General features: G+C 72.5%; 16 protein-coding genes and 1 other RNA gene. 5 read left to right on the top strand and 12 right to left on the bottom strand.

The window, feature by feature from the left end:
* Positions 1-47: 47 nt before the first annotated feature.
* Positions 48-206 (bottom strand): hypothetical protein, encoded by a 159-nt coding sequence (locus DEI81_RS16125; RefSeq protein ID WP_181434642.1) that lies wholly within the window; start codon positions 204-206, stop codon positions 48-50.
* A gap of 201 nt (positions 207-407) precedes the next feature.
* Complete coding sequence (locus DEI81_RS01855) at positions 408-593, bottom strand: SPOR domain-containing protein (RefSeq protein WP_111008780.1); 186 nt, start codon at positions 591-593, stop codon at positions 408-410.
* A 56-nt stretch (positions 594-649) separates the two neighbouring features.
* On the opposite strand from DEI81_RS01855, the gene map reads away from it, so the two are divergent.
* The gene (gene map / locus DEI81_RS01850; RefSeq protein ID WP_111008779.1) at positions 650-1513 is read left to right on the top strand and encodes a type I methionyl aminopeptidase; all 864 of its coding nucleotides are present in this window, start codon (positions 650-652) and stop codon (positions 1511-1513) included.
* A gap of 28 nt (positions 1514-1541) precedes the next feature.
* Positions 1542-2294, top strand: coding sequence for a polyphosphate--glucose phosphotransferase (gene ppgK, locus DEI81_RS01845; protein ID WP_111008778.1), 753 nt, complete (start codon positions 1542-1544; stop codon positions 2292-2294).
* A 152-nt stretch (positions 2295-2446) separates the two neighbouring features.
* Here the strand turns inward: ppgK and rnpB are convergent.
* The 5 genes from rnpB to DEI81_RS01820 form a co-directional block, all read right to left on the bottom strand.
* Positions 2447-2811: RNase P RNA component class A (gene rnpB, locus DEI81_RS01840), an RNA gene on the bottom strand.
* Between the two features lie 95 nt (positions 2812-2906).
* On the bottom strand, positions 2907-3641 hold the full coding sequence (locus tag DEI81_RS01835) for a zinc ribbon domain-containing protein (protein ID WP_111008777.1): 735 nt from the start codon (positions 3639-3641) through the stop codon (positions 2907-2909).
* The gene (locus tag DEI81_RS01830) at positions 3638-4519 is read right to left on the bottom strand and encodes a Nif3-like dinuclear metal center hexameric protein (RefSeq protein WP_181435290.1); all 882 of its coding nucleotides are present in this window, start codon (positions 4517-4519) and stop codon (positions 3638-3640) included. The genes DEI81_RS01835 and DEI81_RS01830 overlap by 4 nt, the downstream gene beginning before the upstream one ends.
* Before the next feature lie 130 nt (positions 4520-4649).
* Positions 4650-5747 (bottom strand): hypothetical protein, encoded by a 1098-nt coding sequence (locus DEI81_RS01825; protein ID WP_111008775.1) that lies wholly within the window; start codon positions 5745-5747, stop codon positions 4650-4652.
* Between the two features lie 89 nt (positions 5748-5836).
* A complete protein-coding gene (locus DEI81_RS01820) occupies positions 5837-7408 on the bottom strand; it encodes a protease pro-enzyme activation domain-containing protein (protein ID WP_111008774.1) in 1572 nt (523 codons plus the stop codon).
* A 195-nt stretch (positions 7409-7603) separates the two neighbouring features.
* Between DEI81_RS01820 and DEI81_RS01815 the strand changes: the two genes are divergently transcribed.
* Positions 7604-8911: a PP2C family protein-serine/threonine phosphatase gene (locus tag DEI81_RS01815; protein ID WP_111008773.1), complete on the top strand. Its 1308-nt coding sequence runs from the start codon at positions 7604-7606 to the stop codon at positions 8909-8911.
* Between the two features lie 90 nt (positions 8912-9001).
* Here the strand turns inward: DEI81_RS01815 and DEI81_RS01810 are convergent, their stop codons facing one another.
* From DEI81_RS01810 to DEI81_RS01790, 5 genes are all read right to left on the bottom strand, one after another.
* Entirely contained in the window at positions 9002-11659 is a 2658-nt protein-coding gene (locus tag DEI81_RS01810; protein ID WP_111008772.1) for a phosphoenolpyruvate carboxylase, read from the bottom strand.
* Between the two features lie 133 nt (positions 11660-11792).
* Positions 11793-12821, bottom strand: coding sequence for a LacI family DNA-binding transcriptional regulator (locus tag DEI81_RS01805; RefSeq protein ID WP_111008771.1), 1029 nt, complete (start codon positions 12819-12821; stop codon positions 11793-11795).
* Positions 12822-12852: 31 nt separating this feature from the next.
* On the bottom strand, positions 12853-13818 hold the full coding sequence (locus DEI81_RS01800) for a carbohydrate ABC transporter permease (RefSeq protein ID WP_258368430.1): 966 nt from the start codon (positions 13816-13818) through the stop codon (positions 12853-12855).
* A complete protein-coding gene (locus tag DEI81_RS01795) occupies positions 13815-14786 on the bottom strand; it encodes a carbohydrate ABC transporter permease (RefSeq protein WP_258368429.1) in 972 nt (323 codons plus the stop codon). Before DEI81_RS01795 ends, DEI81_RS01800 begins: the two co-directional genes overlap by 4 nt.
* Entirely contained in the window at positions 14773-16122 is a 1350-nt protein-coding gene (locus DEI81_RS01790) for a sugar ABC transporter substrate-binding protein (protein WP_111008770.1), read from the bottom strand. The genes DEI81_RS01795 and DEI81_RS01790 overlap by 14 nt, the downstream gene beginning before the upstream one ends.
* A 279-nt stretch (positions 16123-16401) precedes the next feature.
* On the opposite strand from DEI81_RS01790, the gene DEI81_RS01785 reads away from it, so the two are divergent.
* Together DEI81_RS01785 and DEI81_RS01780 are read left to right on the top strand one after the other, a co-directional pair.
* Positions 16402-18600, top strand: coding sequence for a glycoside hydrolase family 36 protein (locus DEI81_RS01785; protein ID WP_181435289.1), 2199 nt, complete (start codon positions 16402-16404; stop codon positions 18598-18600).
* A gap of 181 nt (positions 18601-18781) precedes the next feature.
* Entirely contained in the window at positions 18782-20002 is a 1221-nt protein-coding gene (locus DEI81_RS01780; RefSeq protein WP_111008768.1) for a toxic anion resistance protein, read from the top strand.
* The last annotated feature ends 11 nt before the right edge of the window (positions 20003-20013 follow it).

The raw sequence follows: 20013 nt of genomic DNA, 5'->3' as shown, positions 1-20013 counted from the left end.
ACGAACGGCCCGGCACCCCATGGGTGCCGGGCCGTTCCTCGTGTCGGCTAGCGATCGACCAGCGACGACGCGTCGTCGCTGAAGAAGTCCTCGTACCGTGGGCCACCGCTGCTCGTCAGCGTGCCGCGGCGCCATTGCTGCCGGAGCCGGCGGTAGGTGGCGATGCGGGCCGGCTCCACGCCGGACTGGGACTCGTACAGGCTCATCTGGTGCCTCCTCTCGACGGAGCGAGGACACCGGACCGGATGCTGGCATCGGTGGGTCGCCGTGGTCAGCCTCCCCGCCCGCTCCGACGGTACGTCCGACGGGGTCGCGACGCGATCGGACTGCGCGAGCCGGACGAGGTCCTGCGCACATCGGACCTCCGCTCGCGCGAACCGGACATCGGCGGGGCAGCGGCGGGACGGTCAGCCCTGCGCGTCCTCCTGGTCCCACCGTGCGTTGTTCGCACGGACACGGTCGAGTGCCGCCTGCGCCTCCTCGCGCGTGTCGAAGGGCCCGATGCGGTCGCGGTTCGGGGACTGCATGCCCTGTTCGACCTGGTGCGTGGTGGTGTTGAACCAGAACTGGGACTCGATCCGTTCGTCGCTCATGACCGCGAGCGTACGCGCGAGGATCGGGCCCGTGACCGCCGGATAGACTCGGCAGCATGCCCCGGGACGAACACGGACACCTCACTGCCGGCCGCATCAGTCCCACCCGCCCCGTCCCCGCGGACATCGCCCGACCGGAGTACGTGGGCCACGTCGAACCGCACGAGCACGGCCTGGGCGACACGTACACGCCCGACGAGGTCGAGCGGATCCGGACCGCGGGCCGTATCGCGTCGCAGGCCATCGACGCGGTCGCCGCCGCCATCCGCCCGGGGGTGACCACCGACGAGCTCGACCGGGTCGGCCACGAGTTCATCGTCGCGCGCGGCGCCTACCCGTCGACGCTCGGCTACCGCGGGTTCCCGAAGTCGCTCTGCTCCAGCGTCAACGAGGTCATCTGCCACGGCATCCCGGACGACACGGTGCTGCAGGACGGCGACATCGTGAACATCGACATCACGGCGTACAAGGACGGCGTCCACGGGGACACGAACCGGACCTTCGTCGTCGGCACCGCGAGCCAGGAGGTCCAGGACCTCGTCACGCGGACCGAGGAAGCCATGCGCCGTGGCATCCGCGCCGTCGCTCCCGGACGCCAGGTGAACGTCATCGGGCGGGCGATCGAGTCCTACGCCAAGCGGTTCGGGTACGGCGTCGTCCGTGACTACACCGGCCACGGCGTCGGGCGGGCGTTCCACTCCGGGCTCATCATCCCCCACTACGACGCCCCGCAGTACGACACCGTCATCGAGCCCGGCATGGTGTTCACGATCGAACCGATGCTCACCCTCGGTGGCATCGACGCGGACATCTGGCCCGACGACTGGACGGTCTCGACCCGCGACAAGTCCTGGACGGCACAGTTCGAACAGACCCTCGTCGTCACCGAACGCGGCGCCGAGCTCCTCACCGTTTCCTGAACCCACCAGCACCGGAAGGCACTCCCCCATGGCACAACTCGCGGTCGGCGTCGACATCGGCGGAACCGGCATCAAGGGCGCGATCGTCGACGTCGAGTCCGGCGCGCTCACGAGCGACCGGATCAAGAAGGCCACGCCCGAGGGCGGCAAGCCGGACGACATCGCCGAGGTCGTCGTCGAGATCATCAACGAGCTCGGCATGACGAACGACGAGCCGATCGGCATCTGCTTCCCCGCCGTGGTGAAGGACGGCCGGACCATGTCCGCGGCCAACGTGTCGAAGAAGTGGATCGGCTTCCCGGCCGAGGAGCTGTTCGAGAAGCGGCTCGGGCGCCAGATCCACTTCGTCAACGACGCCGACGCGGCGGGGTTCGCCGAGCAGCAGTTCGGTGCGGCGAAGGGCGTCGACGGCCTCGTCATCATGACGACGCTCGGCACCGGCATCGGCACGGCCCTCATCAACGACGGGGTGCTCATCGTCAACGCCGAGCTCGGCCACATCGAGATCGACGGGGTCGACTACGAGACGAAGGCGTCGTACGCGGCGAAGGAGCGCGACGACCTCTCCTGGAAACACTGGGCCAAGCGCCTGCAGAAGTACTACTCCCACCTCGAGGCGTACCTGTCCCCCGAGCTGTTCGTCGTCGGCGGCGGCATCTCGAAGCAGCACGAGGAGTTCCTGCCCCTGCTCGACCTCCAGGCGAAGATCATCCCCGCGACGCTCCGCAACAACGCGGGGATCATCGGGGCCGCGAAGCTGGCGGCGGACAGCAAGGAGTGACGGTCGGGAGGGGCGGCGCCGCCTGGCACCGCCCCTCCCGTCCGTCGGTCCTGCCGCGTCCCGCCCCGTTGAACCGGTTGCTTCCGGTGGAACCGCGGCATGCCGGTGTTCAACCGGCAGGTACCGGTTCGTCGGCCGTTGACGACGTCGGTGCGAATGGGCCGGCCGTACGCCGGGTTCTGTCCCGCCGCTCGCGCGGCGGTGACGGCCATCTATCTCGGACCGACGTCGCCGTCGGCCTCCAGCGGTCCACCCGAGGACTCAGCGAGCAGCTTCGTCGTCCTCTGTCTGACCTTGCTCCGGGCGAGGTTTACCGAGCAGATCCGGTCACCCGGATCCCTGGTGGTCTCTTACACCACCGTTTCACCCTCACCGCCGGGTCGCCCCGACGGCGGTCTGTTCTCTGTGGCACTGTCTCGCGGGTTGCCCCGGGTGGGTGTTGCCCACCGCCCTGCTCTGTGGAGCCCGGACGTTCCTCGGCACCCCGAGGGGTGACGCGACCGTCTCACCGACCCATTCGCGCGTCCACCCTACCGGCCCGATCGCCGAGATCGCAGTCGTTGCCGCTCGGACGGCCCGCAGCACGGCCACCGCGGCGATCGCACCGGGTGGTCAGAGCCCGGACTCGGCCGTCCGCACGAGGATCGCGTCACTGTCCGGGCAGAGCAGGACCTCGTCCGGCGCGGCCGCGCGGACGGTCTGGAGGTCCGAGGCCGTGAGCGACACACCGGACGCGGTCGAGACCCCACCCTGGAGCAGACTCGCACCGAAGCCGTACCGCGCCCGCTGCCGCTCGTACAGCGCGAGGAGGTCCGCGGGGACGCGCGCGGCGACGGTCTCGCGGTTCGCCCGCACGTGACCGAGGTCCTGCTCGAGCGAGGCCACCTGGGCCTCCCGCTCGTGGAGCAGCCGGTCGTGCTCGCCGTCGATCTCGGCGAGCTGCGCCTGGACGTCGCCGAGGCGGGCCTGCGCGACCTCGAGCCGTTCCATGACCTCGAGCTCCGTGGTCTCGAGGTCGTTGATGCGCCGGGTGAGGCTGGCGAGTTCGCTCTCGAGCCCGGCGGCGTCCTTCGCGTTCTTCGCCGCCTGGAGCAAGGTGGTGTCGCGGTCGATCCGGGCCTGTGCCGTCGCCGTGTCGGACTCGAGGCGTGCGAGCTCGCGTTCGGCGTCCTCCACGCTGCCGGTCGCCGCGGCGAGGTCGCTGCGGAGCACCGCCGCACGCCGCCCGAGCTCCGCGAGGTGCTCCCCCTTGCGGAGTCCGGTGATGCGGTGGCCGATGCGGGTCACGTCGTTGTCGATGCGCTGGAGATCGAGGAGGAGGAGTTGTGCCTCCGGGGCTGCCTTCACGCGGCGGCTCCTTCCGGGTCGGTCGGCTGGGGCCCCTCGTCGGTCCCGTGGGCATGCGGGGCGGACGACGGGAGGACGGCGAAGTCCCAGGGGTCGGTTCGGATGTCGCTCACGGTCACCCGGACGCCCGTCGCGTCGGCGAGCTGCGCGGCGGCGACGTCGAGCCAGAGCCACTCCGTGGCCCAGTGCGACGTGTCGACGAGTGCCGGACCGTCCGACAGCATCGCGCCCTCCCGGAACTCCGACGCGGGGTGGTGCCGGAGGTCGCTCGTGACGTAGACGTCGGCGGCGAGGACCTCGGGAGTACCGAGCAGGGAGTCGCCGGCACCCGCGCAGAGTGCGACGGTCCGGACCGGGCGGTCGTGCTCGCCCGACACGCGGACACCCGACGCCGTGGCGGGCAGGACGTCGACGAGGTGCCGCGCGAGCGCCCCGAGCGTCATCGGGGCGGCGAGGACGCCCAACCGGCCGATCCCGGTCCCCGGTCGGGCGCCCGGTTCGATCGGGCGCTGCTCGACGAGGCCGAGGCGGTCGGCGAGCACCGCGGAGGTCCCGGTCGTCACGACGTCGGCGTTCGTGTGCGCGGCGAGGAGCGCGCAGCCGCCGCGCACGAGGGTGGCGAGGACCGACCCCTTGTACGTGGTCTCGGCGATCGTGGTCACACCACGCAGGAGCAACGGGTGGTGCGCGACGAGCAGATCGGCGCCGAGCGCGACGGCCTCTCGCGCGACCTCGGGAACGGCGTCGACGGTGAGGTGCACGTGACGGACCTCGGCATCGGGGTCGCCCGACACGAGTCCGACGGCGTCCCACGACTCGGCGCCGTCGGCGGGCCAGAGGGCCTCGGCGGCGGCGAGGACGGCGCGGAGGGTCGGCATCAGCCCAGTCTACCGAGGGCCGTCGGCCCCGAGCGGCACGTCAGCGCCGAGCGGCACGTCAGCGCCGAGCGGCACGCCAGCCCCGAGCGGCACGCCAGCCCCGAGCGGCAGGACAGCCCTGAGCGGCTGGTCAGGCGCGGCGGAGGACCCGCAGCACGCGGGCGACGACGCGTGCCCACCAGCTCGGCGTGGTCGCCGCGACGTCGGACGGCACGGGCTCCCCCGGTGCCGCCACGTCGGAACGGTGCTCCTCGGTGTCGGTGTCGGTGCCCGCGAGCGGCTCGGCCGATGCCTCGACCGCGGCGGCGGACCCGGACCGGACCGGACCGAGCGGGAACGCGGTCGCCGCACCGGCGTCGGCACCCGTGTGGGCGCGCAACGCGGCGACGAAGGCCTCGTGGTCGATCGCGCTCGGGCCCGTGGCGGGCGGCACGAGCGGCGTCGGACGCGTCACCGCGGCCACCGGAGCGACCGGCGCGCCGGCGGACTCGACGTCGACGTCCTCGCGGTCGAGGGCATCGGCGAGGACGGACTGCAGGGCGGGGAGCGCGTCGCCCCGGGCCGGCGTGGTGGTGGCCGCGGTCGAGACGGCGGTGCGGGCTGGTCGGGCGACCACGGCGGCGGCGAGGAGGTCCGCGAAGACCTCGGTGGCCCAGGCCCGGGCGGCGGCGACCTCGGGGTCGGAGGACCGGGCGATCCGGGCCTCCCATGCGGCGAAGCGCGCGCGGTCCTCGTCGCGGCGGCGCAGTTCTTCCTCGAGCAGGGAGATGCGCTCCACGGTGCTCCGGCCGGTCGCGGTCGCGAGCTCGACGGCGAGGTCCCCGATCCGGAGCGAGATCCGGGCCGGGGGCTCGGGGAACGTCGGGGCGCAGGCGGAGGCGTGCCGTCCGCGATCACGGCGGAAGGCGGCGGGCGCGGGGTCCACGAGCGTGGCGGGTGCCGGGTCGTCCAGCGGAGCGACGTCGAGTGCCCGCACGGGCTCGGCGACGACGGCCGCAGCGGCGACGGGTTCGGCCGCCGTCTCCGGACCGCCCGCGTCCGTGCCGCCCGCGTCCGGAGCGGCCGCCGTGTCGGTCTCGGTGGGGAGTGCGACGGGCCCGGTCACCGGCGGCACGACGAGGTCCGGGACGTAGGGGGCGTGGACCGCCGGCACGTCCCGGAGCCACGCCTCGACCTCGCGGCCGAACGGGTCGACGAGGGCGGGACGTGCTCCGGACTGGGTCTCCATGGCCGAATCGTAGGCAGGAGGAGCGGAGGAACCCGGATGATCGGCGGTGTGTCGCGTTCCGAGCGGGGCCGCGGTGTCGTCCGGAGACGTCACCTGCCAGCGCTACCGCTGCCCGCGGCCACGGCTCCGAGCAGTGCAGCGCCGTCCGGGGAGCCGAGCCCGGTGCAGGCGTCCCACCCGGGAGCCGCCGCGAAGGCGCCGTTCGACCCCGAGGTGACGTCGCGGAAGGTCGACGCCGCGCTGTACAGCACCGGCTGCGCGAGCCCGAGCGGCCGCCCGGTCGACTGGACGATCCGGGCGATCAGCGCGGCCCACAGCGGAGCGACCGCGCTCGTGCCGCCGATGACGGTGCGGTTGCCGTCGACGAGGACCTCGTACCCGGTCTGGGGATCGGCGACCGCGGCGACGTCGGGCACGCCTCGGCCGCCCGACGACTCGGCGGTGCCCGGCACGCCGACGCCCTGCTGCCAGGTCGGCAGCGGGAACGCATCACTGACCCCACCGCCCGTGGCGCCACCGCTCGCGCCGTCGTTCCACACGGTCTCGGAGGTGATCGTCGTGCCCGAGGCCTCGAGCCGCGTCCCGCCACAGGCGAGGACGTGCGGGCTCGACGCCGGGAAGTCCACGTGCTGCCCGCCGTCCGACTGCCCGTCGGTGCTGCCGTTGTCGCCCGCGGCCGCGGTCACGGTGACCCCGAGGGACACCGCGTCGACCACGGCGTCGTCGAGCGCGGAGCGGGCCTGGGCGGTCCAGGCGTCCTCGCTCTGTCCCCAGCTGATGCTCATGGCCGTCGGGGTCGGAGTCGCGTGCGCCGCGGTGGCCACGGCGTCGACGAAGCCGGCGTCGGTGTTCGGGGCGAAGTACACGACGATCGCCGCTCCGGGAGCCAGCGCCCCCACCACCTCGACGTCGAGCATGACCTCGCCGTCCGCGCCGTTCGGATCCCCACCCGGGACGTTCTCGGCGCCGTCGACACCCACGGCGGTCACGGACGGGGAGCCCACGCCGAGACCGGAGAAGTAGGCGTCGAGGTCGGACTGCACGTACCCGCCGCCGAGTTCGATGATCGCCACCGTCTGCCCGGAGCCGTCGGTGTCGGGCGGGAACGCGTACGCGGTGCCGAGCTCGACGGGCGAGTAGCTGGTCGCGCGGGCGGCGGCGGGCACGGAACGGAACTGCGTCCGCGCCTGCGGGCGGTCGTCGAGGCCGAGCACCGCCACGACGACGCCGTCGAGTGCCGCGGGGACGCTCAGGCCCCCCGACCGGTGCCGGTGCTGGGCACTGCCACCGCCGGGCGCGTCGCTCGTGACGGTCTCGAGGTCCGTGCCGAACGCCCGGCCCATCGCCGCGGTCGTCCCCTCGACGCGCACATGACGCGTGGCGGGGTCGGCGCTGAGGACGGCCAGGTCGAGGGCCTCCAGCGTGGTGCGGACGAGGTCGAGGTCGGCCTCGGTCGCCCCGTGCGCACTGACGAACGCGGCGCGGTCCATCGGGACGGCGGTGCCGTCGAGCGGCGCGACGGGGTTCGCGCGCCGCACCACCACGGTCGCCTGGACCGGGGAGTCGGGCGGGAGGGCCGCCGCGGCGCGGACGCCGGGGGCGGACGGACGCTCGCTGCCGGCGAGCGGAACGAGCTGCGGGTCCTTCGAGCTGTCGGTCATGGCACCGGTCTACTCCGCACCCATGACGTCGCCCGTGCCCCGGACGGCGCATGCACGCCGACGACCATGCAGCGGCGACCCGCTCCGGCGTGGCGCCCATCCGCCGCCGTGCCCGTTCTGGGGGTGGGAAGCGGGAGCCGCGACACCTATCGTCGTCACGATCACTCTCGTGGACGCGGACCGGAGGCACCCCCCATGACCAGCGTGCGTCGGTTCATCCACCGGTACTCGGTGACACCGTTCCTCAAGCAGGCACCGATCGCGGTGCTGGTCGCCCTGGCGGCGGTGCTCTCGGTCGCCGTCCCGCAGCTCGCCGTGTCGGACCACACCGGACTCGCGGTGAGCCTGGTGCTCACCGCGATCGCCACGCTCTGGGCGAGCGTGGTGACCGCGCGCAGCGAGCGGCTCGGCGCCCTCGCGCTCCTCGTGCCCGCGGTCGACTTCGTGGCGCTCGGCGTCCTCCGATGGGCGACGGGCTCGTCGGCGTCGATCTTCACGGCCCTCGTGGTCCTGCCCGTCGTGTGGTTCGCCGCCACCGACGGCCGACGGCACGTCCTCTACGCGATGCTCGGTACGGCGGTCGTGATCCTCACGCCGTTCGTCTTCGGGATCAGCGGCAGCGGCCGGGTCACCGAGCTCGTCCGCCTCGTCGTCGTGCTCGTCGTCTACACGACCGTGGCGCTCGTCGTCAACGAGTTCGCCCGGCAGCACGCGACGCAGCTGCGCCTCGCCGCCGAGCGCGAGGCAGCCGTCACGGACGAGATCGACCGCGCCGCCGCGGTGCAACGATCGCTCCTCCCCCAGCCCCTCTGCTCGCTGCCCGGCTACTCCGTCGCGGGGACCTGTCTGCCCTCGGCCACGGTCGGCGGCGACTTCTTCGACTGGTACCGCACCGACGAGGGCATCGCGATCACCCTCGGCGACGTCATGGGCAAGGGCGTCGGCGCCGGGCTCATCGCCGCGGCCGTGCGGGCCGTGGTCCGCAGCTCCCGGCGTGATCCCGACCCCGCGGCCGCGATCGTGCGTGCCTCGGAAGGGCTCTCGACCGACGTCGCGGACCGAGGCGAGTCGACGGCCTTCACGACGCTCTTCCACGCCCGGTTCAGCGGGGACGTCCTCCGCTGGGCGGACGCCGGACACGGCCTGTCGATCGTCGTCCGCGAGGACGGGACCCACGAGCGCCTGACCACCGCGCACCTGCCGATCGGTCTCGGGATCGACGACGCCTGGCAGACGATGGAGATCGCCATCGCGCCGGGGGACGTCCTCGTCACCTTCAGCGACGGCGTGCTCGACCTGTTCGGCGGTGGACTCGACACGATCGACCAGGTCGCCGCGATCGCCCGCCGGGATCCGCGGCCGGGCGCCGTGGTCGAGGCCCTCGTCGCGATGGCCCGCACCGCCGGGCACGACGACGACGTCACGGTCGTGGCGCTCCGGCGTGAACCCGTCGCGACCGCCGCGGCCGCCGTGCCCACCAGCGCGATCACCGTCGGCGTCTGATCCCGCCCGGGAGGGACGCCTCCACGGAGACGACGGGAGGCACGGGGACCGCGATCCCCGTGCCTCCCGTCCGCCGTCGGGACGACGGGATCAACCCGTGTTCTGCAGACCGGCGGCCACGCCGTTCACGGTGAGGAGCAGCAGTCGGTGGTCGGCGTCCTGCGGGTCGCCGTCGCTCGCGGTCCGGATGCCACGGAGCGCCCGGAGTTGCAGGAGCGACAGGGCGTCGACGTACGGGCTCCGCAGGCGGACGGCGCGGCTCAGGACGGGCCGGTCCTCGAGGACGTCCGACGAGCCGCTCGTCCGGAGCACCCAGGCGCGCGTCAGAGCCATCTCGTCGAGGACCATGCGGGCGAGGTCCGGGCGGTCGCCGAGCGCGAGGTACCGGTTCGCGATCGCCTCGTCGGTCTTCGCCAGGGACATCTCGACGTTCTTGATCATCGCCGAGAACAGCGGCCAGGACCGGTAGGCGTCCTGGAGCAGCTCGACGTCGCCGACCGCGGCCAGCGCCGACCCGAGGCCGTACCAGCCGGCCAGGTTGATGCGCGCCTGGGTCCACGAGAACACCCACGGGATGGCGCGGAGGTCCTCGAGGGACTCGACCGACAGGCCGCGACGGGCCGGCCGGGAGCCGAGCGCGAGGAGCCCGATCTCCTCCATCGGCGTGACGGTGGCGAACCACGGCGCGAACCCGTCCGCCTTGACGAGGTCGAAGAAGGCCGCGCGCGATGCGCGGTCCATCGTGGCGGCGACGTCCGCGAAGCGATCGGCGGCCGCGGCGGTCACGGACTCGTTCGAGGGCGCGGACGCCTGCAGGGTCGCAGCGGCCATCTGCTCGAGGTGCCGCGCGCCGATCGTCTTGTCGCCGTACTGGGCGAAGATGACCTCGCCCTGCTCGGTGATCTTGAGTCGGCCGTCGACCGACCCCGGCGGCTGCGCGAGCACGGCCTCGTTCGCCGGACCGCCGCCGCGGCCGAGCGCACCGCCCCGGCCGTGGAACAGCGTCAGCTCGATGTCATGGTCGGCAGCCCACGCGGCGATCCGGGCCTGGGCGTCGTACAGCGCGAACGTCGCCGACACCGGACCGACGTCCTTCGACGAGTCGGAGTACCCGAGCATCACCTCGAGCCGGCGCCCGGTCGCGGCGAGTCGACGTTCGACCGCGGGCAGGCGGACGGCCTCGTCGAGGATCCGCGTGCTCGCGTCGAGGTCGGCGAAGGTCTCGAAGAGCGGGACGACGTCGAGCACCGGCGCGGCCTCGGCGGACCCGAGTGCGGCCTCGGCGAGCTCGAACACCGTGGCGATGTCCTCGGACGACTGCGTGAACGAGATGACGTACCGGCACGCCGCGCGCACGCCGTACCGCGCCTGCAGGGACGCGATCGCCCGGAACACCGCGAGCACCTCGTCCGTCATCGGGCTGTGCTCGACGCCGGCACGGACCTCGGCGAGGGCGGTTCGATGCACCTGCGAGTGCTGCCGGACCTCGAGCTCCGCGAGGTGGAAGCCGAAGGTCTCCACCTGCCAGATCAGGTTCTGGAGCTCGCCGTGGGCCGCACGCTCGGCGCCGGCGGCGGCGAGCGAGCCCTGGACGGTCCGGAGGTCGGCGAGCAGGTCCTCGGGCGAGGCGTACGCGAGCGGGACGTCCTCGCGCCGGGTCGCGTCGATGCGGGCCGCGACGAACAGGAGCACGCGGCGGTGGACCTCCTGCGGCGCGCGGACCGCGATGCGCGCCGCGACGTCGGCGTCGAGCGCCTGCTGGGCGTCGTCGAGCGCGGTGAGGTCGGCCGTCGGCGGGGTGCCGCCGTCGTCGAGGGTCAGCGCGTCGGCGATCCGGGTCGCGGCGCGGGTCAGCCCGAGCAGGACGTGCTCGGACTGGATCCGGGCCGCCTCGAGCGTGACCTCGGCGGTGACGTGGGGGTTGCCGTCGCGGTCGCCGCCGATCCAGCTGCCGAGGCGGATGAACGCCGGGGCGGCCACCGGACGGCGCCCGGCGTCGTCGCCGAGGAGGCGGTCGTCGAGCAGCCGGTACACCGCCGGCACGATCTCGAACAGCGTCTGGTCGAAGACGCTCATCGCCGTGCGGACCTCGTCGAGCGGGGTGGGACGCGTGGGCCGGAGGGGCGAGGTACGCCAGAGCGTCTCGACCTCCTCGAGCAGGCGGCGGGCGTTCTCGGCACCGTCGACGGCGTTCCGGACGGCGTCCCGTGCGTCGAGCAGGTCGCTGATCCGGCGGATCGTCGTGGCCACGGCTCGGCGTCGGGCCTCGGTCGGGTGCGCCGTGAGCACCGGATGGAACCGGAGGGCCGCCAGGCGGGCGGCCGCCTCGTCCTCGCCGAGTGCGTCACGCAGTCCGGCGAGGGTCGCCGCGATCGAGTCCCCCGGCGTGCCCCCCACGTCACCACGACGTCGGAGGACGCGGACGCGGTGGTGCTCCTCGGCGAGGTTGCTGAGGTGGAAGTAACAGGTGAAGGCCCGGGCGACCTGCTCCGCGCGGTCCTGGTCGAAGCCCTCGACGATCTCCTGGGCCCGGTCGATGGCCCGGTCGTCCGTGCCCTCGTACGCGTCGATCACGGCGGCGCGCAGGGCCTCCACGTCGGCGAACAGGGCTTCGCCGCCGGTCTCGCGGAGCACCCGCCCGAGCAGGTTCCCGAGGAAGCTGACGTCGCCGCGCAGGTCGTCGTCGACCTCGCCCCGGACGTCGTCGCGTGGCCGGTCGTGGCGGGCCGTGCCGTCGATCGTGGTCATCGTCGTTCCTCCGAGGGATGGGCGGGGTGCACACACGTGAGTACCACATCGTGCTCGCCGGGCGCGATTCGCGTGACGCCGGGAGGCCCGGGTCGGCCCGGCGGGAGCGTCCGAGCGGGGACCGTCGAACGCGTCACGGTCGCGCGGCGGCGCGGGGTGCGCCCGACGAGCCGCGGACCACGAGGGAGGGCCGGATCGCCCGCGCGGTCGGGGGCGGGGCACCCGCCATCGTCGCGCGCAGGACCTCGAACGCGGCGCGGCCCAGTCCGGCGAAGTCCATCCGGACGGTGGTGAGCCCGGGCGTCCACACCTCGGCGAGGGGCATGTCGTCGAACCCGACCACGCTGACGTCGCCGGGGACGGCGCGGCCCTGGTCCGCCATCGCCCGGAGCACGCCCATCGCGACCTCGTCGTTGAAGCAGAACACGGCGGTCGCGTCGTCCGGGAGCTGCTCGATCGCGGCGGCCCGGGCGCTCATCGGGGCCCAGTCCGTGGCGACCACGGGCGGCACCGGCGCGTCGCGGGCGGCGAGCTCGGCCAGGTACCCGTACGTCCGGCCGTGCCCGATGTCGTTCGGGTAGTCGACGGCGAGATGGTGGACCGTGCGGTGACCGAGCGCGAGCAGGTGCTCGGTCGCCAGTCGCGCACCGAGCTCGTCGTCGAGCCATGCGTAGGGCAGGCCCGACCGGTTCGTGCCGACCATCGCCGCGGTGGCGGTCGGCATGGTCGTGGGGATCCGCGCCAGTGCCGCCGTCACGAACTCGTCGAACTCGATGCCGATGATCCCGGACAACGGCTGGGACAGCACGAGCTCGACCGCGGACCGGACGTGGTCGGGGTCCCCGTTCTCGACGACCGTGATCGTGACGAGGAAGTCGCCCTCACGCGCGGCCTCCTCGATGCCCCGGAGCACCGAGGCGAACCCGTACCGGGTCGTGTTCCCGGTGATGACGCCGATCATCTTCTGGCGACCCGACTTGAGCGCGCGGGCCGCCTCGTTCGGCCGGTAGCCCAGTCGCACGATGGCGTCCTGCACGGCGGTCCGACGCCGCTCGCTCACGACCCCCGGGTCGTTGAGGACGCGGGAGACGGTCGCGACCGAGACGCCGGCCATCCGGGCGACGTCCGCGATGCCCGGCGCGCGGGGCGGACGCTCGACCATCGGACGATGCTATCCCGACACCACGCGCCGGTCACTTGATGCCGGACTCCGCGATGCCCTGCACGAACTGCCGCTGGAAGACGAAGAACACGACCATCACGGGGATCATCGAGATGAGCGTGATCGCCATGATCTCGTCCCACGGGTGCGAGTAGGACCCGTTCAGCGAGGACAAGCCCACGGAGATCGTGTAGCTCTCCGGCTTCTGCAGGGCGACGAGCGGCCAGACGAAGTCGTTCCACCGCCACACGAACGTCAGGATCGTCAGGACCGCGACGAGCGGGCCGCACGCCGGCAGCACGACGGTCCGGAAGGTGCGGAACTCCCCCGCGCCGTCGACCCGAGCCGCTTCGATGAGCTCGGTCGGGATCGCCTGGATGTACTGCCGGGCCATGAAGATCGAGACGGCCTGTGCCGCCGAGGGCAGGATCACGGCCCACGGGGTGCCCACGAGTCCGAGCTTCGAGATGATGACGAACTCGGGCACCATGACCACCTGGATCGGCACCATGATCGTCACGAGCATCGCGCCGAACAGCAGGTTCCGTCCGCGGAACGAGAACTTCGCGAACGCGTACCCGGCGAGCACGCTGATGAACACCGAGATGACGACCCCGGCGACCGCGATGACCACCGAGTTGACCAGCCACGTCAGCACCGGCTGGTCCGCGAACGCCTTGGCGAACACCCCCAGGTCGACCCGATGCGGCCACAGCGAGAACCCCGACGTCTGGGCGAGGCCGCCCGGGCTGATCGCGGTGACGAACACCCAGTAGACCGGGAACACCATGACGAGTCCCCCGAGGACCATCGCCGCCCAGATGACCCACCGCGCGGGGGTCATCCGGTCCTGGATCGGTACGCGGCGGTCGGGACGGGTGCGCACGACGCGTGCCGTGCCTCCCGGACGACCGGCCGTGGAGCGTCCGACGGCACGGGCGGGAACGGCGGTGGAGCTGCCGACCCGCTCGACGGGACGCGATGCCGACGTGCTCATGCCTGGTCCTCCTCGGTGCGGCGCGCGAGGACGTTCCGCACCAGTGTCAGCAGGAGCAGCGTCAGCACGAGGAGCACGCCGACGGCGGACGCGTACCCCATCGTCCCCTGCGTGAACGCGGCCCGGAAGATGTACTGCACGAGCACGGTCGTCGAGAACCCGGGACCACCGCCGGTGAGCACGTAGATGACGTCGAACGCCTGGATCGAGAAGACCACGTTGAGCACGACGAGGATGTAGGTCGTCGGTCGCAGCAGCGGCCAGACGATGTTCGAGAAGCGCTTGCCGCTGCCGGCACCGTCGACGCTCGCCGCCTCGAGCACGCTCGGGTTGATGTTCTGCAACGCCGCCAGGTAGGTCACCATGCAGAACCCGATCCGTCCCCAGACCACCGTGAGGATGACCGTGGCCATGGCCCAGTGCGGCGACGACAACCAGGTGACCCGCGGGAGCCCGAGCGCCTGGAGCGCGGCGTTCGCGATCCCGTTGTCGGCGTTGAAGATCCACGCCATGACGAGCGACACGGCCACGCCGGACACGACCATCGGCAGGAAGTACAGGCTGCGGATGACGCCGCGGCCGGGGAGCCTGCGGTTGAGGAGCACGGCGAGCAGCAGCCCGATCGCTGCCGACGTCGGCACCGTGCCGAGCGTGAACACGACGGTGTTCCACACGCTCGTCCAGAACACCGGGTCGCTCGGGATGTCGGCGTAGTTCTTCCCACCGATCCAGCTCCCGCCGCCGAACGTCTGCACGTCCTGGAACGACAGCACGACGGACACGATGATCGGTCCGAACGCGAACACGACGAAGAGGAGCAGCGACGGGGCGACGAAGGTCCACGGCACGGCGACCGGGACGCGACGCCGCCCGCCCCGGCGCGGCGGCCGCCCGCCGGTGCGGGACGACGGCCGCACGTCGACCGACCCGACCACCCCGCGCGCGGCGACCTCGCTAGCCGACGACACGGCTGATCCCGTCCGAGATGTTCTTCGCCGTCTCCTTCGGGGTCTGCGTCCCGATGAAGCAGAGGTCGAGCTGGTCGGCGAGCACCTCGTTGATCTGGTTGAACTGCGGGCTCGTCTCGATCTTCGCCATGTTCGTCGGGATCGTGGCGACCTGCTCCACGAACGTCTTCATCTGGTCGTTGTTGGACCTGAAGTGCAGCGAGTCGGCGTCGAGCGCGGTGCGGATCGGCAGGAACAGGTCGTTCTCGCAGAAGTACTCCATGTTCGCCTGGTTGCAGACGAACTTGATGAAGTCGGCGGCGACGTCGGGGTGCTTCGACGACTTCGAGACGCCGAGCAGGTTCCCGCCGAGGTCGGACGCGGCCTTCTTGCCCTTCGGCATGTACGTGACGTCCCACTTCGATTGATCGAGGCCCTTGCCGACGTCCCCCATCAGCCAGTCGCCGTAGAGCATGACGCCGACCTGACCGGTCGTGAAGCTGTTGAGCGTCGAGGCGTCGTTCGAGGCCTTGATCGTGTTCGACTTCGGGATGAGGCCGTCGTTGTACAGGCCCTGGAACCAGTCGAGCGCGGCGATGCCCTTCTTGGTGTTGATCATCGGCTTCTTCAGGTCGTTGTCGAGCAACCGGCCGCCCATCATGTAGAGGAACGGGAGCCAGCGGTAGGCCGTGTTCGGACCGCCGAAGCCGTAGACCATGCCGTACTTGCCGGTCTGCTTCTTGACCTTGACGAGCAGGTCGTGGAACTCGGACAGCGACCACGCCTGCCCGATGCTCGCCGGGGGCTGCTCGCCGATCGCCGCGAAGACGTCCTTGCGGTAGTAGGTCGCGAACGTGTCGGTGTGTTGCGGGATCGCGTGCGGCTTGCCGTCGAGTAGCGACGCCTGCCAGAAGCTCTTCTGGAACCCCTTGCCGTACCGCGCGGGGACCCACTTCGACAGGTCGATGAGGCCGCCGTTCTCGGCGTACCGGCCGAACGACTGCCACGTCACGCGGACGATGTCGGGCGCGCTCCCACCGCTGAGCTGTGTCGTGAACCACTGGTTGAAGTCGCCGCCGGGCGTCTTCTGGATCTTGATGTTCACCCCGGGATGCGTCTTCTTGTACGCCGCGGCGAACTTCGCGTACGTGACCAGGTCCGCGGCGATGTCCCACGTCGACAGGACGAGGTCGGCCTTCACGTTCTTCGGGACGGCGGCCTCGGCGGCGCCGGACGGCACGCCGGCGGCGGCGAGGGGGGACAGCAAGGCCCCGCCCGCGATGGCCGCGCCCATGCCGACGAACCCACGGCGCGAGAGCCGTCCGTCGTCTCCGGGCTGGGCTTTCTGATCGTTCACGGACGCCTCCTCGAGTCCTGACGAGACCGCCGGCGGGCACGCCGACGGACCACCGACGCCATCGCCGATGGAGCCCCGCGGACGGGGTGTCCGCCTGGGCCAGATGTGGGTCCCGGGCTGCTCGGCTCCGGAACGTGGGGACGATCATGTCCGGCGGCCGGGAAGCCGGTCAAGCGCGTTCGGTAACGGGATGATAACGAATGTAAACGTTACCAAAATCGCTCTCGCGGTGCTACGGTCGCCGCTGACCGACCCGTCCGACCGATGCGAGGAAGCACCGTGACGCACTTCTCCTGGGAACCCTCATCCCTCACTCTGACGTTCGCCGCCGACGAGGACGGGCCGGTCCGGCTCGTGTCACTGGCGGGTCCGGCCGCTCCGGCGCCGCGGATCCAGGACGACCTGCTGCCCACGCAGCCCCTCGTCGAGGTGCTCGCGCCCCGGTACGGGCGGCGGAACAACAGCTACCGGTTCGACGGCACCGAACTCGGCGCGGGCCTCCGGTACGTCACGCACGTCGCGACGACCGAGCCCGCGACGGACGGACGGCCCGGGCGCGAGTGCCTCGAGATCCGCCAGGAGCACCCCGACGGGCTCGTCGTGACCTCGCGGTTCGAGCTCGTCGGCGGAGCGCCCGCCGTCCGCACCGCGACGACCGTGTCGCTCCGTGACGGCGCGGCTCCCCTCACGCTCTGGGCGGTCACGAGTCTCGCCACCGGGGCCGTGGTCTCCGAGGACATCGACGACCTCGACATCTGGTCGGCGCGCACCGGGTGGTCCGCCGAGAACCGGTGGGCGCCCACCCCGCTCCGCGCTCCCGGTCTGCCGTCCATCGACCCCGGGGCGCGCGGCGAGACGAGCCGGAACCGCATCGCCGCCACGAGCACCTCGACGTGGTCGTCCGGCCTGTACAACCCCGCGGGTGCCGCCGTCGCCCGGAGCACCGGCCGAACCCTCGCGTGGCAGATCGAGCACAACGGCGCCTGGCACTGGGAGGTCGGCGAGGACCCCGACTGGAACCGGGGCGCCGTGCCGATCGAGGACCGGGTCCGCGCGCCGGAGCCGTACGGACCACCGAAGGGCGACCGCTCGCACGACGGTGCCTACGTCGCGCTGCTCGGCCCCGAGGACGCCGACCACCAGTGGTCGCTCACCCTGACGCCCGACGTGACGTTCACGACCGTGCCCGTCACCGTGACCGTCGCGGCGTCGTTCGAGGACGCCCTCGGGAACCTCGCCACACATCGACGCGCGGCCCGACGACCGCACCCCGTCGGTGACACGCTGCCCGTGGTGTTCAACGACTACATGAACACGCTCGAGGGCGACCCGACCACGGCGAAGCTCCTGCCGCTCGTCGACGCAGCAGCGCGGGCCGGTGCCGAGTACTTCTGCATCGACGCCGGCTGGTACGACGACTCCGCCGGATGGTGGGCGAGCGTCGGCGACTGGCGGCCGTCCACCCTGCGGTTCCCGGACGGCTTCGGCGCGGTCGTCGACCACATCCGGGACCGTGGCATGGTGCCCGGGGTCTGGCTCGAACCCGAGGTGGTCGGCGTCACGAGCACCGCGGCCGAGACGCTCCCCGACGAGGCGTTCCTCCGACGGCACGGCGAACGGATCCGCGAGCACCAGCGGTACTTCCTCGACATGCGCTCCCCGGCGGCACGCGCACACCTCGACGAGGCGGTCGACCGGCTCATCGCCGAGTTCGGCATCGGCTACTTCAAGTTCGACTACAACGTCACGCCCGGCGCCGGCACGGACGTCGGCGCCGAGTCCGCGGGCCAGGGCCTGCTCGAACACGACCGGGCGCTGCTGGCGTGGCTCGGCGACGTGCTCGACCGCCACCCGGACCTGGTCATCGAGAACTGCGGATCCGGGGCCATGCGCTCGGATCCCGCGATGCTCGGCACCCTGCAGCTGCAGTCCACCTCGGACCAGCAGGACCCGCTCCTGTACCCGGCGATCGCCGTCGGGGCCCTCGCACACGTGCTGCCCGAGCAGGCGGGCAACTGGGCGTACCCGCAGCCGACGATGTCGGACGAGGAGATCGTGTTCGCGATGGGTGCCGGGCTCGCCGGTCGCCTGTACCTCGCGGGCGTGCTCAGCGGCATGGACGACGACCAGCTCGCCCTGGTCGGTGCCGCCGTGGAGGCCCACCAGGCCACCAAGCACACCCTCGCCCGCGCGGTCCCCCGGTTCCCGACCGGGCTGCCGACGTGGGACGACCAGTGGCTGTCGGTCGCGTTCGACGCCGGTGACGAGACGCTCCTGGTGGTGTGGCGCCTCCCGGCCGCGGCCGGCGACGTCGAGCTCGCCCTGCCGCACCTGGGTGGCAGCGTGCCGACCGTCGAGCAGGTCTACCCGCCCGCCGGCGTCGGCGCGCCCTGGTCCGTCACGCCCACCACCGCCGGGCTGACGATCGGCACCGAGGCGGGGAACGCGCAGGCGCGGATGTACCGGTTGACGGTCTGAGGAGGAACGGCCGCGACGGCGGGCCGCCCCACCAGGAGCGGGCCGCCGCGCCCGGATCGCGCTGCGCCCGTCGGCCCTGGACGATGACCGTCTTCTCAGGGAGCCGTCCGGCGCACACCACGCCGCCGGCCCTACGCTGGGCGCGGGCGCCGACGGCCGGTCGCCGGAGGGGGAACACCGCATGTCCGAACTCGACCTCGACGCACCGCTGACCCCGCCGGAGCCGACTGGGCAGGAACTCCAGCTCACGCCGCCGGCCGCCGTGCCCGAGGTGGAGCCGGACCAGGCCGTCGGCATGGTGGCCGTCCCCGCCGACAAGCGGTCGGAACTGCAGGACAAGGCCCGCGCCTTCGCCGATGCACTCGCCGCCGAGCAGCCCGGCAGCCCCGAGTTCACGAAGCGGGTCGACGACCTCGTGCGGATGGGCGAACAGGACATCCGGTCGGCGTCGCAGGTGTCGAGCCGCATGCTCGAGCGGCCCGCCACGTCGCTCGCCGCCGCGAAGGGCCAGGGCCCGGCGGGTGATCCGCAGGCGGCGGTGGCCCGGACGCTGCAGGACCTCCGCGAGACCGTCACGGACCTCGACCCCGCGCGCGCCGAGTTGACCGGCGCCCGCCGCCTGCTCGGTCGGTTGCCGGGCGCGAACCGGATCGCCCGGTACTTCCACAAGTACGAGTCCGCGCAGCAGCAGCTCGACGCGATCATCACGGCGCTCGTGTCCGGTCAGGACTCGTTGCGCCGGGACAACGCCGCCATCGAGCAGGAGCGGGCGGAGCTGTGGGCCACGATGGGACGACTCGCGGAGTACGCGACGCTGGCGGCCGCCCTCGACGACGCGATCAGCGCGAAGGCCGAGGCGCTCCGGGCCTCGGACGGCCGCGCGGCGGACGCGCTGGTCGCCGACGCGCTGTTCCCCGTGCGGCAGCGGCGGCAGGACCTCGCGACGCAGATCGCCGTGTCCGTGCAGGGGTACCTGGCGCTCGACCTCATCCGCAAGAACAACCTCGAGCTCATCCGCGGCGTCGACCGCGCACGGACGACCACCGTCGCCGCGCTCCGCACGGCCATCGTCGTCGCGCAGGCACTCGGGCAGCAGCGGCTCGTCCTCGAACAGGTCGCCGCGCTCAACTCGGCGACCGACGCGATGATCGGCCGGACGAGCGACCTGCTCCGGCAGCAGACCGCGGCCGTGCACGAGCAGGCGACGTCGTCCGGGGTCAGCGTCGAGACCCTCCAGCACGCGTTCGACCAGGTGTTCGCGACGATGGACGCGATCGACGCCTACCGAGCGGGTGCCGTGCAGTCCATGGCGACGACGGTGGACGCGCTGGGCGCGCAGGTCGAGCGTGCCCGCGGAGCGCTCGCTCGTTCCCACACCGAGGACGCGAGCCGGACCGCCTGACGCGCGTGGCA

Source organism: Curtobacterium sp. MCBD17_013, assembly GCF_003234565.1.
Classification (GTDB): Bacteria; Actinomycetota; Actinomycetes; order Actinomycetales; family Microbacteriaceae; genus Curtobacterium.
Note: the sequence above shows the minus strand (reverse complement) of the source record. Positions and strands in the feature narration are given on the sequence as shown.